Origin of the sequence: Limnothrix sp. FACHB-881 (assembly GCF_014698135.1) — a bacterium.
Taxonomy (GTDB): domain Bacteria; phylum Cyanobacteriota; class Cyanobacteriia; order CACIAM-69d; family CACIAM-69d; genus CACIAM-69d.
The window spans coordinates 140,696-159,507 of record NZ_JACJSN010000006.1; the positions used below are offsets into that span (position 1 = coordinate 140,696).

Consider the following 18,812-nt stretch of genomic DNA (forward strand, 5'->3'; position numbering starts at 1 on the left):
GCTGATGCGGGCTTGAGTTCGCCAACAGCAGAGCAGACCCACCCCGATCGCGCAGGTCGCCAATCAAGTCGCCAAGGACGCAATCGGCGGTTTTAGGGGGTTTTGAACCGACGGCGGCTTGGAAACTGCTTAGGACGTAAGCGATCGAGACAATTCCACTTGATTCACAGCGCGGTTTAGGTGGCGCAAAAACTCTTCTTTGCCTTCAAAGCGATCGAGCCGAAAAATTGGTTTTCCATCCTGAAACAAAATCACCGTCGGCAGGGTGGTGAGGCGATAGGAATTGGCTAATCTCAGATTGCTGTCTGCATTGACATTAACCAACTTGATCGACTCACCCCAGTCCGATCGCAGCTTATTCAGGAGGGGATCAATCAAACGACACAATCCACACCAAGGGGCCCAAAAGTTCACCAACACCAAACCGGGCGTTTGTAGCACTTCCCGATCGAAGCTGGAGTCATCCATGGTATCTAGCATTATGAACCGGCAAAGAAATATTAAAAAACGCTGGACGAGAAATAAACGAAAATAATCAAAAATCGCCGGGAATTTGGCACATTTCAGGAAGGCTAGTCACGCAAACCAATCTAGAAATGTCCTCTGTCCCCGGCGATCGATACCTACCAGTTTACGCTAGCCGTTAGCCGAATGAGCGCCGGATGGGCCCACCAAAATCCCAACACAAAGGCCGTGACCCCCACATAGGCCGGACGCAAAAATTCCGCAAGCTGAAGGGTTTGGCGGCCGTCAAAAATTGCCCGAAAAGGAATGATTGATGTGCGTTCCTTGACTTTTAAGAATGCATCGCCATAGCGGCCATACAAGCGCCGATCCCCGTGCCAAATTGCAAACAGGTGATGGGCAATCAAACCGGCACAGGTCACCATCATGAAACTGGTTCCCAACCAAAGGGCATGGCCCACGCACCAAATAATTTGCCCGATCGCCTGGGGATGGCGAGTGATCCGAATAATTCCCGTTTCGTACAGGTGAACTTGGGGCTTGGCGACGGCGGCCACTTCCAACAGGTTAAAGGTGGCCGGATAAAGGAACAGAAATGAAATGGCCGACAAGATCCAAACCACCGGCTGCACCCAAGCTTCCCCTTGCAGTTGCCAAAGTTGGATCCCGTCGTAGCGATGGTTGAAAAAGTAGGTAATCAACAATCCCGCGGCCGGCAAACTGACCAAGGCGAACAACACCCGGTAAGCCCGCGCGCCGATCAGGGCTTCGCCTTTGATCCGCAGGGCTGCTAGGCCGCTGTGCAAAACCGCAAACCCCACCAACAAACCCAGCATGATCCAATGGCTGGCGGGAAACCAGGCGGGAGTGAGCCAAGGGGCCAAACCCAGGAGGGAACTCATTGCCCCGATCGAGCCGATCGATCCAGTAAATCCGAGGGAGAAAATGGAAATCATGATGCAATCAATCACGCAATCGGCAGTGAGGGCAGAGGGAGGATCGTTGATCCAGTCGGGCAAAACCCGAAATAATCGAAAATGACCAAAGGTGACTGGAAATCGCCACAGGTGACCCGAGAGCGCCAGAAATCGCCCCGAAAATTGCTGGAAATCACCAGAGACAACCCAAGATAGCTGGAAACAAGCCCAGAGAGAGTTGGAGATCCCCAAAGGTGGCTGGAAGACGGCAGCAACCGGCCTCAGCGCTCCAGGATAGGAATTTACCGGTTTTTGGTCGGTGCGCCGCAGGGATTGGTGCTGTGTTTGATCCTGGGTCTATCAGGGAACCGAAATTTTCTCATAAATGTTTTTAATCAAATGGTGGGGGTCTGCTTCAGAATAATGAAGAACGGGCGATCGTGCGGCTAGGTCGAGATGAGATCCTAGGTTGATGATCATTTGTCACCGTTCGATCGCCTAAGGTTCACTGTCTACGGTTCAGTCGCCCCGTCACCTCTCGATTCACGCCCCCTTTCTCCAGAATGGTGGGCCTGTGAATTTGGCCCGGGCCCTGATGGTTGTCGTTGGGGACTCTTCCCAGTGCGACCTTCCGCCAAAAGGCTGTTTCGCCCTGTGTTGTTTCGCCTCGTGTTGTTTCGCCTCGTGTTGTTGCGCCCTGTGCCGTTTCACCCTGTGCCGTTTCACCCGATCGCGCCGCAACATCTTGCAGCAACGGCTTTCTTCGCCAACTCCCGATCGATTTCCATCCCATTCCACTCGATGGCTTTCTCCAGGCTGTAGTACTGTCTATGTCCGATTTGCCATTCACGCTTGACCAACTCCGCATCCTCAAGGCGATCGCCGCTGAAGGGAGCTTTAAGCGGGCCGCCGACAGCCTCTATGTTTCGCAACCTGCGGTGAGCTTGCAGGTACAAAACCTAGAGCGCCAATTGGATGTGCCCCTGTTCGATCGCGGCGGTCGCCGGGCCCAACTAACCGAAGCAGGCCACATGCTGCTGAGTTACGGCGAAAAGATCCTGACCCTTTGCCAGGAAACCTGCCGGGCAATCAAAGATTTGCAAAACCTCCAAGGCGGAACCTTGATCGTGGGGGCCAGCCAAACCACCGGGACTTATTTGCTGCCTCGGATGATTGGCATGTTCCACGACAAATATCCCGAGGTGGGGGTGCAGTTGCATGTGCATTCCACCCGCCGCACCTCCTGGAGCGTGTCGAACGGCCAAATCGACCTGGCCATTATTGGCGGCGAAGTGCCGGCCGAGCTGCAAGAGTCCTTGGAAGTGTTGGCCTATGCCCGCGATGAGCTGGCGCTGATTTTGCCACCTCAGCACCCCTTGGCCCAGCTTGATCCCATCGATCGGGAACATCTCTATGGGTTGTCTTTCATTGCCCTTGACTCCCAATCCACCATCCGCAAAGTGATTGATACGGTCTTGAGTCAGTCGGGAATTGACACCCGCCGCCTCAAGGTGGATATGGAATTGAACTCGATCGAAGCCATTAAAAACGCAGTTCAAGCAGGTCTCGGCGCGGCCTTTGTCTCCGTAGCGGCGATCGAAAAAGAACTGCAATTAGGTCACCTCCACCGCAGCCAAATCGAAAACTTCCGGGTTGAACGAATCCTCAAGGTGATTACCAACCCCAACCGCTATCGCTCCAAGGCCGCAGAAGCCTTCACTCGTGACATTTTGCCCCATTTTGCTTCGGCTGATTTATATCCACCGCCCCCGAGCGTCCCTAGCTCTCCGGAGCCGGAAATGCTGATTAGTTTGGATTAATTAATCTGAGATTCATCAATCTTGAATTAATCCATCTTGGGTTAATCAATCTTGAATTAATTCATCTCGAACTAATCAATTTCAAACTAATCAATCTTGGGTTAACCGATTTTTAGAAAAAAGTGATCAAAAAACAATAGGCAACCAAATCGGAAACCAATTTTAAAATTTTGATCAGAAACCGGTTGATCAGAAAGTTGATCAGAAATCTGAACCATCGACCTTCTGGGGAATAATTGCCGGCCGTTGCGGCCCCTGGCTTAGACTGGAGGCAGCGACCGAAGGCAATCCCCATGGAGGTTTACTGCACGCGGCCGGGGTGCGATCGCCCCCGGAACGAGTTTCTCGATCTGGATCACCCTCAGACCCTGGTGTCTGTGGGGCAAAAGTTTTGTTCGCGCTGCGGGATGCCGCAAATTTTGGGCGGTCGCTATTTGCCGATTCGTCTGTTGGGGCAGGGCGGCTTCGGAGCGGCTTATTTAGCCATCGATCGCTACACCCCCGCAACCCGTAAATGTGTGGTGAAACAGTTTTTGCCGCCGGCCGACCTTCAGGGCGATCGCCTGGCCCTGGCCCAATCTTTGTTTGTGAAGGAAGCGGCGGTGCTGGAATCTTTGGGCCATGAGCATCCCCAAATTCCGGATCTGTTCGCCTTTTTTCCGCTCACGGTTCCCACCCCAACGGGCGATCGCACGCAGGACTACTTCTACATTGTTCAGGAATTCATTGACGGGCAAAATCTGGAAGAAGAGCTAGCGGATCAGGGCCCTTTCTCAGAGGCAGAAACGCGGATCGTGTTGCGAGAAGTGCTGAAGGTGCTGCATTTCATTCACGATCGGGGAGCTATTCACCGAGACATCAAACCCTCAAATCTGATGCGGCGGCGGGATGGGCGGCTGTTTTTGTTGGATTTTGGTTCCGTGCGGTTGGCGGCCCAAGGCTCGAATAACCAGTCCACCAGCATCTATTCCACCGGATTTGCGCCGCCGGAGCAGGTAACCGGCGGGATGGTTTTCCCATCCACGGATCTCTATAGCTTGGGGGTGACTTGCCTGGTGTTGTTAACGGGGCAAGCGCCTGAAACCCTTTATGACTCGTTTCAGGGCCAATGGCGCTGGCGATCGGGGGTGACGGTCAGCGATGAGTTGGCCGTGGTGCTCGATCGGCTGGTGCAGCTCACGCCCAATCAACGGTTCAGCTCGGCCCAAGAGGTACTGGCGCGGCTTGATCAGGTGACCATTTTGCCGTTGGTGAATCCCGGCGCGGGCCAGCCCAGTTTGCAAATTTTGAGCGTGCCACCCAAACTCAGCACCTCTCAGCCCATGGCCGCCGGCCCCGCCCCCCTTGCGCCCCATCCTCCAGCGCCAACCCAACCGCAACCCGCCACCTCCCCAAAACCCAGCAAGGGCAAGGCGCGATCGGGCACACCATTCAGCACGCGCGAGTGGATCAGCCACAGCCTGTTTACTGGTGTTCAGGGCACATTAATTTGGAACTTTGGGCAAAGTTTGGGGCAATTGTTCGGCATTGAGGCGGCCGTGCCGGGCCTGTGGTTGCTGATTATTTTGGTGGCGCTGCAACAGTCGCGGACGATCGAGCGGTGGGATTTATTGCTGTTGCCGGTGATTACGATCGGGGTAGTCAGCCTGATTCCTCTGTTGCGAAACGGGTTAGCCCTGTTGGAATTGATCGTGCTGGCCGGGGCGATCGGGCTGGTTTGCGTCATCATCACCTGCATCATTCGCCTCGGATTTCTGCTCACAGGTCGCTCTCGACCCTAATCAGAATCTATGGACATCCTCAACACAACCAGACAAGGGGCTGAAGCCCCTTGTCACCCACGATTTCGCGAGAATTTTCGGCAGATTTAAGCCAAGGCTTTCACGATTTCTTCATCAGTTGAAAAGTCCACTTCCGCGCGATCGGCTCCCGACGGTAAGTAATCGTTTTCAAACGCATCTCGCAACCCAGAAACCAAATCGTAGACAGGTTGCCATCCCAAATCCTGTTTTGCTTGTTGATTGCTGGCAAAGAAATGCTGTACGCGCATTGGAAAAGCCTTTCGCTTGCCAAAATCAAATTGCTTGGGATCGTAATGAATCAATTGCAATTGCTCCGGATCTTTACCGGCAGCCAATGCACAGGCCCGCGCCAAGCCATCGAACGTGACGTAGCGATCGCCCGAAATGTTGTAGATTTTGCCAATGGTTTTGGGGTTACCAGCCGCCGCCACCATTGCACTAGCCAAGTCAGCCACATGGCCCAGTTGGGTGATGTGTAATCCGTTGCCGGGAATGGGAATCGGGCGATCGCGCACAATCCGATCAAAAAACCAAGATTCCAGCGGATTGTAATTCAGGGGCCCGTAGATATAGGTTGGTCGAAACGATGTGAAAGGTTCATCATGGTGGGCTAAATAACTTTCCGTTTCATGTTTGCCCTTGTGACGACTTTTGGGATCAACGGGGTCTGCTTCGCAGTGGGGCAATTGGTCGGTTTTCAGGTAAACACCGGCCGAACTCATGTAGAGAAAATGCTCGGTTTTGCCGCGCAACACTTCGACCAGCGGTTGCGTATCGCTGAGTTCGCGACCGTTATTATCAAACACCCATTCAAAATGGCGATGAGCTAGTTTTGATTTCAATTCATCGCCTTGGGTGCGATCGCACTGAATCACTTCCAAACCTTCAACGGGCGAGGGCTTGCGACCACGATTCAACAGGGTGACTTCATGACCTTTTTCCACCAGTAATCGGGTCAGATAAACGCCAATAAACCGCGTTCCACCCATCACTAAAACACGCATAAATCCCTTGCACCTTTCAAAAAATGGAGTATTGATCGCTTGGAAAACGAAATTGGGGAAAGAAATAGCCCGGAAGCTTTGAGACCACAGCGACGAGGCTATTTTATCGATTTATTCCCCACACAAACGCTCCACCGCCCCTTAAGATTTGATCTGTTACCGCTTGCGATTGATTGTGCCTGCCCATGAGTCGGTTTGACCCCGCTGAAGATGCTGCCTCGGGCGATCGGGATGCGCGATCGCGCCGCAGCTTTGGATCGGCGGCCGATTGGCAAGGAGCAGGAGACGATTGGCCCTTGGAAGCGTTCAACGTCAAAGCATTTCGCAAACGGGGCGATCGCCCCGGTGAGCCGGGCCCCAGCGCCCGATCGCGCCCTCGATCGCGCCCTCGATCTTGGTTGGGGCCAACGCCCGATCGGGATGACTCACGAACCCAAAAATGGGAGCAAACCTGGCGGCAAATTCGCGCCCAGTTGCCCGACCCACGCCAGGTGAACCCGTCCCGCCAACGGGTGACGGTTGTGGGCGGCGTTTTGCTGGCGGCCGTGGCGGGGTTGGTATTGCGGTTGGTGTGGCTACAGGGCGTTCAGGGCGAAACCCTCACCAACCGGGCCCGCGCCCAACAGCGAGTAACGGTCAAACCCTTTGCGCCTCGCCGCTCAATTGTCGATCGACGCGGGGTGGCGCTGGCACTCGATCGGGTCACCTACACCCTCTACGCCCACCCCAAGCTATTCAACAAGCCCAAATCCGTGGTGGCGGCCCTTGTGGCTTCGATTTTGCAGGAACCGGTGACAGAGGTGGCCCAAAAACTGGAGCGGGGCCGCAGCGGCATTCGGCTCCACGAGTCCCTGACGGAAGACCAGGCCCAACGGATTCGGCGCACGGCCTTGGATGGGCTGGAGTTGCATGAGCGGCCCGGTCGGGTCTATCCCCAGGATGAGATGGCGGCGGAGATTGTGGGTTATGTGAACCTATTTGACGGCCAAGGTAAGACCGGCTTGGAATATTCCATGGGGCGACTGTTGGCGCGATCGGTCAGTCCTGTGACCCTGGAACGGGCCCCGGGTGGCTATGCCCTGCCGCGCTTGGGCAGCCTGGAAAACGATCGGCTGAACCAGTTGACCTATTTAGACGATTTACAGCTCAAATTAACCCTTGATTTGCGATTGCAACGGGCCGCCCGGGCCGCCGTGCAGGCTCAAATGACCGCCAGCCGCGCCAAAAAGGGAGCCGCGATCGTCCTGGATGTGCAAACGGGAGCCATTCGGGCCCTGGTTTGTGAACCCAACTACAATCCCAATCGCTACTCAGAGGCGGATGTTGCCCGTTTCCGGAATTGGGTGGTTTCGGATTTATACGAACCGGGGTCAACCTTCAAGCCGCTGGTGATGGCCATGGGGTTGGATTCGAGGGTGTTGAGTTTGGATGACACCTTTGATGACAATGGTTCGGTGCAAGTGGGCGATCGAATCATTCGCAATTTCAACTTTGCCAGGCTAGGGAAATTGAATCTGAGCAAAGTCATCCAAACTTCGAGCAATGTTGCCACAGTTCGGATTGGTTTGCGATTAGATCCAGGGGTGTTTTATCAATACTTACAGCGCCTGGGTTTTAATCAAGCTAGCGGGGTTGATTTGCCCTTTGAAACCCCTGGTCAAATTAAAGATCGTCAGACTTTTTTAGCCTCCAAAATTGACCGCGCCACCACCTCTTTTGGTCAAGGGGTTGCCATCACACCGCTACAATTGGTGCGGGCGATCGCGGCCCTGGCCAATGGGGGAAAACTCGTCACGCCGCACATTGTGGACAGCCTCAGCACCGTTGAAGGGCAACCCTATTGGCAACCGGCCCACCCGGAACCGATGCCCGTCTTTTCCGCCGCCACCACCCGCGAGGTGCTGAAAATGATGGAAACCGTGGTGTCTCAGGGCACGGGCAAACGGGCCCAAATTCCGGGTTATCGGATTGCGGGCAAAACCGGCACTTCCCAAAAACAAGATGAACGGGGCGGCTATCGGCGCGGGGCTGTCATTGCCAGTTTTGTCAGCATTTTTCCCGTTGAAAATCCTCGATATGTGGTGATGACCATTTTTGATGAACCTCCGGGTGGTTCTGGCGGGGTGGTGGCGGCTCCGGCGGCTAAGCCAATTTTGGAATCGATTATTACGCTCGACGGATTACCGCCCCAATAGGTTTTTCGAGATCAAGTTCGCTCAATTTTCTGACCACTTGGGAACAGATTTAGCGCGATCGAATCACCGATAGCAAACTGGAGCGATCGTCTGTCCAAAGTTGGCTAGGGGGTTGGGGTGGAACCGGTTGCCATTGGGTTTGAGGGCGATCGATTAACCAATTCAGATCCTGGGGCGATCGGGCGATCGCCACCCAATGGGAAGGGGTTTTACCGATTGCTTTTTCCGCTTCCAAAACCCGCAAATCCCAGCGATGAATTGCCGTTAAGCGCAAATCTTGGCTAATGGCTCCCAAGACAGGCAACAGGTCAAGATAGCGATTCGTAATGTTAACCAAAATCAAGCCCCGATCGGTCAGTTTGTTGAGATAGCTGGCAATGGCTTCACGGGTAATTAAATGCACGGGAATGGAGTCGGAGCTAAAGGCATCCATAATTACCAAATCGAGGGAGCGATCGCCCACCGTTTGCATTTTTAAACGGCCATCCCCAATTTCCACTGTCACCTTGCCCTTTGACAGCTCCAAGAAACTGAAATAGGCGGGATTTTGAGCGATCGACTTCACCGTGGGATCAATTTCATAAAATGTCCATTGCTGATCCGGTTGGGCATAGCTGGCCAACGTACCAATGCCCAGGCCCAAAACCGCCACCCGATCGCGCCGAGATTGATTAAACCCCGCAAAAAATTCCCCGATCGGGCCCGTTTCTGTGAAGTAGGTGAGCGGTCGATCGCGCCGTTGGGGCAGCAGGCTTTGTTGGCCGTGGAGTGTGGAGCCGTGGAGCAAGGACATGACCTGTCTTGAGCGATCGCGCACCACCCGATTCACTCCAAAAAAGCTGCGATCAATTAACAGCACCTCGCCCCGTAAGCCCACGGAAAATTGCATCATTAAAATAATGGCCAGTCCCGCAGAAATAATTTTGGTTTTGCGCAATTGCAGCGCCCAACCAATCGAGGCCAGCAAGCCAAAAGCAACGCAATAGGCGGCCCAATAGTCTGCCAGATGATTGAAATTAATTCCTGCTAGCAGTGCGCCCAACCCCAGCCCGATCGCGATCCAACTCCACTTGGGCAAGCGGTGGGAGTTGATCACCGACAGCAGCGTCAAAATCAGAATCAGGGGATATTCCTGGGTTGTGGAAAACAGGGAGGGCGCAGCGATCGCGTTAAACGATCCGCCCAAAGCTCCCCCCAAAGCAATCCAGAAATAAAACTGCGTCAGGTAAGTTACGGATGGCTTAATTAGCGCCAGAGTTTGATGGCAAACAAAGGCCGCGATCGCAAATCCCAGCCAGTGAAATGGCAACATCACCCACAAATTTTGGGCCCCATCCAAGCGCGACCAAAACACCAACGGAGTCACCAATAATGGCAAGCTGGCGATCGACAGTGGGTAGGCGATCGCGCTCCATCGCCAATTGGAAAAAGCGACAATATAAGTTAATAGATAAAGGCTGAGGGGAATTGCCCAAAAGAGGGGAATTGCCGCCAAATCCGTAGTGACATAGGTGGTGACACCCAGCGATAAGCTGGCTGGCAAGAAGGCAAATAGGGCCCATTGGAGTCGATCGCGCCAAGTGGGTTGCAAGGGTTTGTTTGGCGAGCTTTCCGGCTCAGAAGCAAACGTCAGGCGATTAACCACTGCGCCATTTTTTGAACTAGCTGGTGTATTACCGAGGGTGGTTAATTGTTCTGGTAATGTTGTTAATTCTTCTAGATTTTCGAGGTTTTCTAGTTTTTTAAAATCTCCTAAACTTTCAAAATTTTCTAATCCTGGTTGTTGTTTTGATTGCAGAAATTGTTCTAAGTTATTTGAGTCGCCCGCAGAATTCCAATTGCGATCGCGCCAAGTAATTAGCACACAGGCCCCAATGAGAAGCAGCTCAATCCCATAGCCCAATTGCCAAAATTGTCGCTGTTCCAGCAGGGAAAAGAGCGGCTCAATAGCCCCTGGATATCCCAAAACGCCTAACAAGCTGCCCGCATTACTCGCAGCATAAAGGACATAGGGATCCTTACCTAAATCTAACCGAGTTTGCGATACCCACCGTTGCAACAAGGGAGCCGTTGCTGAAAGGGCAAAAAACGGCAAAGCCACTCCTAAAAACAAAATTTGGAGCAGAGTAATTAAGGGGCGATCGACAGTAATGGTTGATTGACTCAAGACTTGGTTAAACTGACTCCAAAGCGCCAACCCACCCCCGATCGCCACAGCTCCATGAATCCAAAACTGAGAGCGTAACGACGGGCGATCGCTCAACCAAGCCGCATAGCCATAGCCGGCCAACAGCATCATTTGAAAGAAAGCCTGGCAAACATTCCAAACGGCCGGTGTTCCCCCCAACAGAGGCAGCAGGCTTTTTGCAACAATAAATTGCACCCAAAATAGTAAAAAAGCGCTACCAAAGAGCGCTACCGAAAATATTGTTTTTTTCATGATTCTTGTGAACCAAGGAAGTTTTATAAAACCAAATCATTACCTATCCAGTTCTGGCTAGCTCTGATCCTGCTGTCACCCATACCGAACAAGCCGGTTTGATCTTAACTCAGCACCTATTTAGCCCAAATTATCTTAAGCTAGTTCCCCAAAAGACAAGGGGCTTAAGCCCCTTGCCCCCGCACTTTCGCACAATCACGGTCTGCCAAGATCACGATCTTTCAGGGTTATGATCTTCCAGGGAAATTATTTTCCAAGTTCGTGACTTTTAAGCCTTCAGGATTTGAGGTGACGGAAACCAGATAATCAACGCTAGACCTTAGCGGGTTCTGAAAAGCGAATTTTCAGATAATCTTCTTCCATTTTAGCGCCCGTTGGTTGCAGAGCCGCCAGGGCTTGGGGCAACACCAAATTACGGCGATGGTTACCGATCCGAACATTCAGTTCATCACCGGTTTTGCTCAGTTCAATCTGGCTCTTAGGAATGCCCGGCAAGTACATTTCCAGACTGTAGGTGTTGTCCACCTGCACCACACGCAAGGTCGTTTCTTTGTAATAAACCTGAGCAGGATCTTCGTTGTTGGGGTAAAGAGTTTCCTTCAGGCGATCGAGCGCTGCCAATCCGCACAATTCCTCAGAAAAAAGCGGTACTTCTTTCACCGGCAAGGGACGGAAATTCTCGTGAATTTCATCCTTATATTTCTGCTGATCGGCTTTCCAGCGATCAAAAAAGGGATCGCTCACCTCCGCCGGAATCACCCGATTGGCCACCACCATATCGGTTGCCACGTTATATAAACTCAGGTAAGCATGGGCCCGCAGCGATTCCTTGATCACCATTTTTTCTGGATTGGTCACCAGCCGCACCGAAGTTTGGGAACTGTCGGTCAAGACCTTTTCCAACGCCTCAATTTGTTCATAGAACTCGTAGGGCGCGTCCATCACTTCCTTATCCGGCAATGAAAAACCAGCGATCGGGCGGAAGATCGGTTCCACTAATGGCCGCAGAGCAACAGACATGCTTTGCAGCGGCTTATAGAAGCGGCGCATGTACCAACCGCCCACCTCCGGCAGGCTCAAAAGCCGCAAGGCCGTGCCCGTGGGGGCTGAGTCAATGATCAAGACTTCGTATTCACCCTCGTCGTAGTGCCGCTTCATGCGCACCAGGGCGAAAATTTCGTCCATTCCCGGCAAAATCGCCAATTCTTCCGCTTGCACACCTTCTAGGCCACGCGCTTGCAGGACTTGCGTGATATAGCGCTTCACTGCGCCCCAATTTCCTTCTAATTCTGCCAGGGCATCCAACTCCGCCGCCCACAGGTTCGGTCGCACCGCGATCGGGTCGTGACCCAACTCTAAATCCAGGCTATCGGCTAAGGAATGGGCCGGATCGGTACTGAGGACGAGGGTTTTGTAGCCCAGCTCGGCACAGCGCAGGCCGGTGGCTGCGGCGACGGAGGTTTTACCGACTCCGCCTTTGCCGGTCATCAAAATTACGCGCATGATGGAATTGCCTTTGTTTCGGAGGAGACGATCGCCCAGTGCGCCTCCATTATGGCGTTTTTTGTAAAGCTTTTTGAAGCCTGTCTCAGGTAGGTTGCGCGATCTGTCAACCGTTTGCGCGAGCAAAATGCTGTTTCAACACATCCCAGATGGAACATTGCCAATAGTCAATGTGGGAGTTGATTAAACCCTGGGAATTCAGCCCCAGCTCACTCCAACCGGTGATCGAAATTCGCGGTTTCCAGGGGATTGGTGTCGTCCAAGTCAGAGTCCAGTCTGTGCGGATCGTGCGATCGGTTGTCACAGCAATTTCATGCAGCCTGAGGCAAGGATCCTGAAACCATTGATCAATAAAGGCGATCGTTTTTCGGTAGCGATCAACTCCTCGAAATTCGCTCGTTGGATCTTTGAAATAAACCTCCTGATCGTAAATTTCAAATGTTTGATCCTTAGGAAATTTCTGATAGTCTGCTTTCAAAATTTCAACAACTGATTCTATGTCCATCTGTCTATCCATTTGATTCTCGATATTGATCCAGGGAGTATTTTCAGCATCAAAGCCAACGTTCAATTTGTTTCATCAACCAACACACCAAATGGGCCTTAATTTTTAGCTTAGGCGATTGATGAATTTTTGTGATCACTACAATCACTCTTTGGTTATGGTTTCGGAACAAAATTTCTTGAAAATGCTATTCTTATTATGGATTTTCAGTATAATTTCTGCTGAGATTTTTTGAAATTAATTTCTCAATAAATTTTTAATCGCATTTTTAAGTCAATTCTAAAGCACAATACTCAATGATTTTCAAAATAACTATTTAGTTATAAAACATTCAATAATTCATTATAGAGCATTCTTTTAACATAGCTCTGCTTGATTATTGCTGAACTTAACTCAATTTTTTGCCCATTAATCTAGCAACTTGTGATTGCAATTGCTATGATTAGAGCCGAGCTAACGTGATCTCAAGCAGTCGTCAAGTTAAGCCCCAAAACTCTTCAAACCACAATCAAGACCATGGCCCAATCAGCCTCGATCAAGGCTTGGGTCAGGACTAAGGCGCTGAATCCACCCCTCAACTGCATGACCGTGGCCCATGACTAGCCCACTGCAACAAACCTCACCCACTTTGTGGCCCAACCTTGATGGTTACGAAATTACTGAGCAACTTTACTCAGGATCTCGCACAGCCGTTTACCGGGCAATTCAGACGGATACAGGGCGATCGGTCGTCATCAAAATTCTTTGCCATGAGTATCCCAGCTTTAACGAGCTGACACAATTTCGCAATCAATATAGCATCGCCAAGTCTTTGAACATTACGGGTATTGTACATCCCTATAGTTTAGAAGCCTATGGCAACAGTTATGCCCTAGTGATGGAAGATTTCAACGCCATTTCCCTAGAAAATTACCGAAAACAATACTCGATTTCGTTAACTGATTTTCTGTTAATTGCCTTACAGGTATCCGAAATTCTCCATGACTTACACCAAAGCCGCGTTATTCATCGAGATATCAAGCCCGCTAATATTTTGATTCAACCCAGCACCAAAGCAATCAAGATCATTGACTTTAGTATTGCTTCCGTGCTGCCCAAGGAAACTCAGGAAATTCAGAACCCTAATCTTCTTGAGGGAACCATTGCCTATTTAGCCCCTGAACAAACCGGCCGCATGAATCGCGGCATTGATTATCGCACGGACTTTTATGCCCTTGGAGTCACCTTTTATCAATTGTTGAGTGGTCGGCTCCCCTTTGAAGCAGCGGATCCCCTCAAACTCATTCACTGTCACATTGCCAAAACACCCACAGCGCTTGACCAGGTGAATCCCGCGATTCCTTCCATGGTGGCAGCCATTGTCTCTAAATTAATGGCAAAAAACGCAGAACATCGCTATCAAACCGCGAAAGGGTTAAAGCATGACCTGGAGGAATGTTGGACACAGTGGGAGGCCACTCAACAAATTCAGCCTTTTGAGTTGGGAACTCGAGATTTAAGCGATCGATTCCTGATTTCTGACAAACTCTACGGGCGCGATCGGGAAGTTGCTCATTTATTAGCAGCCTTTGAACGCGTTGCCCAAGGAAGCACAGAATTGATGCTGGTAGCGGGATTTTCCGGAATTGGCAAAACCGCCGTCATTCATGAAATTCACAAGCCTATCACTCGCCAAAAAGGCTATTTCATTAAGGGGAAATTTGATCAATTCAATCGCAATGTTCCTCTCTCGGCTTTTGTGCAAGCTTTCCGCGATTTAATGAGCTATTTGCTTTCTGAGCCAGATAGTCACTTAAACCAATGGCGAACCAAAATTTTGCAAGCCTTGGGAGAAAGTGGACAAGTTTTGGTTGAAGTCATTCCCGAGCTGGAGACCATCATTGGGTCTCAACCAGCCGTGCCCGAACTATCAGGAGCAGCCGACCAAAATCGGTTTAATTTTCTGTTTCAGAAATTTATTCAGGTTTTCACAAGGCCCGATCATCCCCTGGTCATTTTTTTAGATGACTTACAGTGGGCAGATTTAGCTTCTTTGCAACTTTTGAAGGTTTTGATGGGGGATAGTGCCCACTTACTCATGTTGGGAGCCTATCGCGATAATGAGGTTTCGCCCATTCACCCCCTCCTGGTTACTCTGGAAGAATTGATCAAAGAAAAAGCGATTGTTAACACCATTACCCTAAATCCACTGAGTCTAGAACATACCAATGATTTAGTGGCTGATACATTGCGTTGCCCGCCCGATCGAGCCTTACCCCTAACTGAATCAATTAATCGGAAAACCCAGGGCAATCCTTTTTTCACAACACAATTTCTAAAGTCGCTCCACGAGGAAGGCTGGATTACATTCAACCGAGAAGCCTGCTATTGGGAATGTGATATTTCCAGCATCTACACCCTAACCACGACTGATGATGTGGTGGAGTTTATGGCGGCGCGGCTTCAAAAGCTGCCTGAATCCACGCGATCGGTCTTAAAGCTAGCGGCTTGTTTGGGTAACCAATTCGACTTAACAACCCTCTCGATTATTGCTCAACAATCTGCCGCAGAAACAGCCAATGCCCTTTGGAAGTCGTTGCAAGAGGGCTTGGTTTTACCCAACAGTCAGGTCTATAAATTTTTCCAGCCGGAGGTACTAACCCCAGCCGATCGGGAGGTGCAGGAACCGCAGGTTAATCCAACCTATCGTTTTTTACACGATCGCGTCCAACAGGCCGCCTATTCCCTGATTGATCCGGCTCAGAAACCCATGACCCATCTGATGATTGGTCAACTTTTGCAGACTCAGCTCTCTGGTTCAGAGTTAGAAAATCGACGATTTGATATTATTAACCACCTAAATTTAGGCCAAGACTTACTCACCACCGATACAGAACGGTTTTCCTTGGCTCAAAGTAATTTGGAAGCTGCCCAAAAAGCCAAAATGGCAACGGCCTATGCGGCTGCCAGCAACTTTGTTAACACGGGGTTATCGCTCCTATCCAATGATCGTTGGCAGAAACAATACCACCTGAGTTTGGAGCTACATATCTTAGCGGCCGAGGTGGCATGCCTCATGGGCGACATTGCCGAGATGGACAATCATTGTCAGCAGGTTTTAACGGCAGCCCAAAATCCATTAGACAAGGTAGAAATCTACAAAATTCAAATTAATGCTCTCGCCACTCGCAACCAAATGTTAGAGGCGATCGCAGTCGGGGCCAATGCACTTTCGGAACTGGGTGTGGCCTTGCCCACCCAAGCCGACTCAACCATGAGTCATCAAGTGCTTGAAGCATTAGCTCAGCAACTTGAAGATTATGTCATTGAGGATCTGGGGCATCTTGCTCCCATGACCAATCCTCGGATCATGGCAGCTATGAAGTTAATGGCGGCACTTTTTGCACCGATCTACATGGTGAAGATAGAACTCTTTCCATTGGTTTGTGCGCGGATGGTGAGCTTATCCTTGGAATTTGGTAACAGCTCTGTTTCCATGATTGGCTACAGTGGCTATGGCCTAATTTTGACCAATTCTTACAATGAGTTTGAAAAGGGATATCAGTTTGGCAAGGTGTCCTTAGAGTTGCTCGATCGCTTCAGTGCTCCTGAATATCGGGCCATGACCCTTTTTCTATTTAGTATTTTTATTCAGCATCGCCATAATTCTTTGCGATCAACCATTCCCATGCTCAAGGAAAGCTATTTATTGGGAATGGAAACCGGCAATTTACTCTACGCAGTTTATAGCATTAATAATTACTTTTTTAATCAATTTTTCTCTGGCTTTTGTCTAACTGATATAGAACCGGAGATGGAGCAATATTGCATCATTTTGAGCCAAATGAAGCGAGAAAATCCTGTAAGTTATCTGCGCATGCAGCAGCAAGCTTTTCAAGGCTTTGTGACCAACACTGATTACCCCGATCGGCTAATTGGTGAGAGCTATGATGAAACTGTGATGTTCCCCCAGTATGTACAAAAAAATGAATCGTCTGGCTTGGCATTTGCTTATATTTATAAATTGATTTTGGCTTATCTTTTTGATCATTATGAGCGGGCTATTGATTATATCAACGCAGGCTCCCCTTGCATGTATATCATCACGGGACATATTCATATTTCAGTTTTCTATTTCTATGCAGGGTTAACTTACTTTCGGGTTGCCACTACTCAGTCCAGCTTAGGGCGATCGCGGGCCTTATCTCTCGGAGAACAGCAGCAAGCCACCTTAGCCACTTGGGCCAATCAATCGCCAATTAATCATCAACATAAGGTGGATTTGTTAGAAGCAGAAAAGTGCCGCGTGCTGGAAAAGTTTTACGAAGCCGGTATTTTGTATGATCGCGCCATTGATGGAGCCAAGGCACAGGGATTCTTACAGGAAGAAGCTTTAGCGAATGAACTCGCTGCCAAGTTCTATTTAGATTGGAATAAGGAAAAATTCGCCGCCAGCTATATGCAAGAAGCCTATTACTGCTATGCCCGATGGGGTGCAAAGGCGAAGGTCAGTGACATCGAACAGCGTTATCCCAAATTGCTGGCTCCTATTCTCGAATCGACTTCCGAGAAATTGAATCCTCTGGAAACATTTGTTTCTGTTGCGACAGCAACCTATAGCTCCACCGCCACACAAAATTCCAGCAGTAATAATCTCAATGTCATGCTCGACTTGGTAGCTATCATTCGAGCATCTCAAAGTATCGCTAGCACCATTCAACTAGAGGAGCTACTGCAACAATTAACGCAAATTATTTTGCAGTATTCCGGCGGTGACCAGTGCGTTTTGATGGTTCCTGATCATGATGGTGAATGGTTAGTGCGGGCGATCGCCTCCACGGAAACGACCAAGCTTTGCACCATCCCTCTTCAGAATGAAAATTCCCTGCCTTTACCCCTAATTCAATGGGTGAAAAATACTAGAGAGTCAGTGGTGATCAATGAAGGTCAAACCCATTTGCCGATCAGGGATGCTTTTCTTGATCGCCCGATGCCCCAAAGCATATTGTGCTTACCAATTCTCAACCAAGCGCAATTGGTAGGCATTTTGTATCTCAGTAACCAAGCTGCGAAAAATGTATTTACGAGCGATCGGCTCTTGGTTCTGAATTTTCTTTGTGCCCAAGCAGCGATTTCACTGGAAAATGCTCGGCTCTATCAGCAAGCACGCACCTATGCTCAACAGCTTGAACAATCTCAACTACAAATTGTTCAAAGCGAAAAAATGGCATCTTTGGGAAACTTGGTGGCGGGAGTTGCCCATGAAATCAATAACCCGATCGGCTTTTTAAATGGCAGCATTCAAAATTTACAAGATTCTTTTCAGGATCTCATTGGTCATTTAGAACTCTATCAACAACATTATCCCAACCCTGAACCCAGCATCACGGAAAATGCAGAAGAGATTGATTTAGACTTTCTGAGTGAAGATTTGCCAACCTTGTTGAAATCGATGCAATTGGCAACCGATCGCATTAAAGGTATTAGCAATAGTCTGCGCACCTTTTCGCGGGCAGATACTGAATATAAAGTTCAAGCCAATTTACATGAAGGAATCGACAGCACATTATTGATTCTGAAATATCGACTAAAAGCCAATGAGCATCGTCCCGCCATTGAAGTCATTCAAGACTATGGGGACATTCCGGCAATCGATTGCTTTCCGGGACAGCTTAATCAAGTGTTTATGAATCTTTTGGCCAATGCGATCGACATGTTTGATGAGCTAGCACAAGGGCAAGCATTCGAGGCGTTAGCGGCCCATCCGCAAACCATTACGATTGGCACTCGACGGGTGGATGATCACGTGCAAGTGACCATTCAAGACAATGGCAAGGGCATGAACGAGGAATTGCAGTCCAAGATTTTTGATCCCACTTTCACTACCAAGGCCGTTGGCAAAGGCACAGGGTTGGGCTTGGCGATCGCTCGCCAAATTGTGGTGGAAAAACATGGCGGTAGCTTAATGGTGCGATCGGAGTTGGGCCAGGGGTCTCAGTTTCTGATGAGTTTGCCCATTCACGGATCTTGAGCAGCTTGCGGAACGGTTGGAGATTTCGATCACAGATTGCCTGAAATTAATAACCTGGAGCTAATAGCCTAGAACCAATAACCTGGAACCAATAGTCCGAAATTAATAACCTAGGCCCCATAGCCTGAAATTCAATGCCGATCAGCGAGCA

Annotated in this window: 11 protein-coding genes; 5 read left to right on the plus strand and 6 right to left on the minus strand. The window is 50.1% G+C overall.

The features are described 5' to 3' along the window. Positions 1-129: 129 nt before the first annotated feature. Together H6G52_RS07950 and H6G52_RS07955 are read right to left on the minus strand one after the other, a co-directional pair. Positions 130-468 (minus strand): co-chaperone YbbN, encoded by a 339-nt coding sequence (locus tag H6G52_RS07950; RefSeq protein ID WP_234406677.1) that lies wholly within the window; start codon positions 466-468, stop codon positions 130-132. Between the two features lie 155 nt (positions 469-623). Continuing rightward, complete coding sequence (locus H6G52_RS07955) at positions 624-1,367, minus strand: NnrU family protein (RefSeq protein WP_099532584.1); 744 nt, start codon at positions 1,365-1,367, stop codon at positions 624-626. Positions 1,368-2,036: 669 nt separating this feature from the next. On the opposite strand from H6G52_RS07955, the gene H6G52_RS07960 reads away from it, so the two are divergent. The 3 genes from H6G52_RS07960 (at position 2,037) to H6G52_RS07970 (ending at position 4,983) form a co-directional block, all read left to right on the plus strand. Then, a complete protein-coding gene (locus H6G52_RS07960) occupies positions 2,037-2,204 on the plus strand; it encodes a hypothetical protein (RefSeq protein WP_190527561.1) in 168 nt (55 codons plus the stop codon). An 8-nt stretch (positions 2,205-2,212) separates the two neighbouring features. Further along, positions 2,213-3,202 (plus strand): LysR family transcriptional regulator, encoded by a 990-nt coding sequence (locus tag H6G52_RS07965; RefSeq protein ID WP_099532556.1) that lies wholly within the window; start codon positions 2,213-2,215, stop codon positions 3,200-3,202. Between the two features lie 293 nt (positions 3,203-3,495). Beyond that, a complete protein-coding gene (locus H6G52_RS07970; RefSeq protein ID WP_190527562.1) occupies positions 3,496-4,983 on the plus strand; it encodes a serine/threonine-protein kinase in 1,488 nt (495 codons plus the stop codon). 86 nt (positions 4,984-5,069) lie between these two features. Here the strand turns inward: H6G52_RS07970 and H6G52_RS07975 are convergent, their stop codons facing one another. Further along, positions 5,070-6,008, minus strand: coding sequence for an NAD-dependent epimerase/dehydratase family protein (locus H6G52_RS07975; RefSeq protein ID WP_190527564.1), 939 nt, complete (start codon positions 6,006-6,008; stop codon positions 5,070-5,072). Between the two features lie 185 nt (positions 6,009-6,193). On the opposite strand from H6G52_RS07975, the gene H6G52_RS07980 reads away from it, so the two are divergent. Next, a complete protein-coding gene (locus H6G52_RS07980; RefSeq protein ID WP_199312257.1) occupies positions 6,194-8,203 on the plus strand; it encodes a penicillin-binding protein 2 in 2,010 nt (669 codons plus the stop codon). Between the two features lie 49 nt (positions 8,204-8,252). Here the strand turns inward: H6G52_RS07980 and H6G52_RS19060 are convergent, their stop codons facing one another. The 3 genes from H6G52_RS19060 to H6G52_RS07995 form a co-directional block, all read right to left on the minus strand. Continuing rightward, positions 8,253-10,586 (minus strand): fused MFS/spermidine synthase, encoded by a 2,334-nt coding sequence (locus H6G52_RS19060; RefSeq protein WP_190527566.1) that lies wholly within the window; start codon positions 10,584-10,586, stop codon positions 8,253-8,255. Positions 10,587-10,955: 369 nt separating this feature from the next. Continuing rightward, positions 10,956-12,146 carry a TRC40/GET3/ArsA family transport-energizing ATPase gene (locus tag H6G52_RS07990; protein ID WP_099532551.1) on the minus strand — a complete coding sequence of 397 codons (1,191 nt, stop codon included), beginning with the start codon at positions 12,144-12,146 and terminating at the stop codon, positions 10,956-10,958. A 106-nt stretch (positions 12,147-12,252) separates the two neighbouring features. Beyond that, positions 12,253-12,651: a DUF2358 domain-containing protein gene (locus tag H6G52_RS07995; RefSeq protein WP_190527654.1), complete on the minus strand. Its 399-nt coding sequence runs from the start codon at positions 12,649-12,651 to the stop codon at positions 12,253-12,255. Positions 12,652-13,246: 595 nt separating this feature from the next. On the opposite strand from H6G52_RS07995, the gene H6G52_RS08000 reads away from it, so the two are divergent. Then, the gene (locus H6G52_RS08000; protein ID WP_190527567.1) at positions 13,247-18,661 is read left to right on the plus strand and encodes an ATP-binding sensor histidine kinase; all 5,415 of its coding nucleotides are present in this window, start codon (positions 13,247-13,249) and stop codon (positions 18,659-18,661) included. Positions 18,662-18,812: the final 151 nt, after the last annotated feature.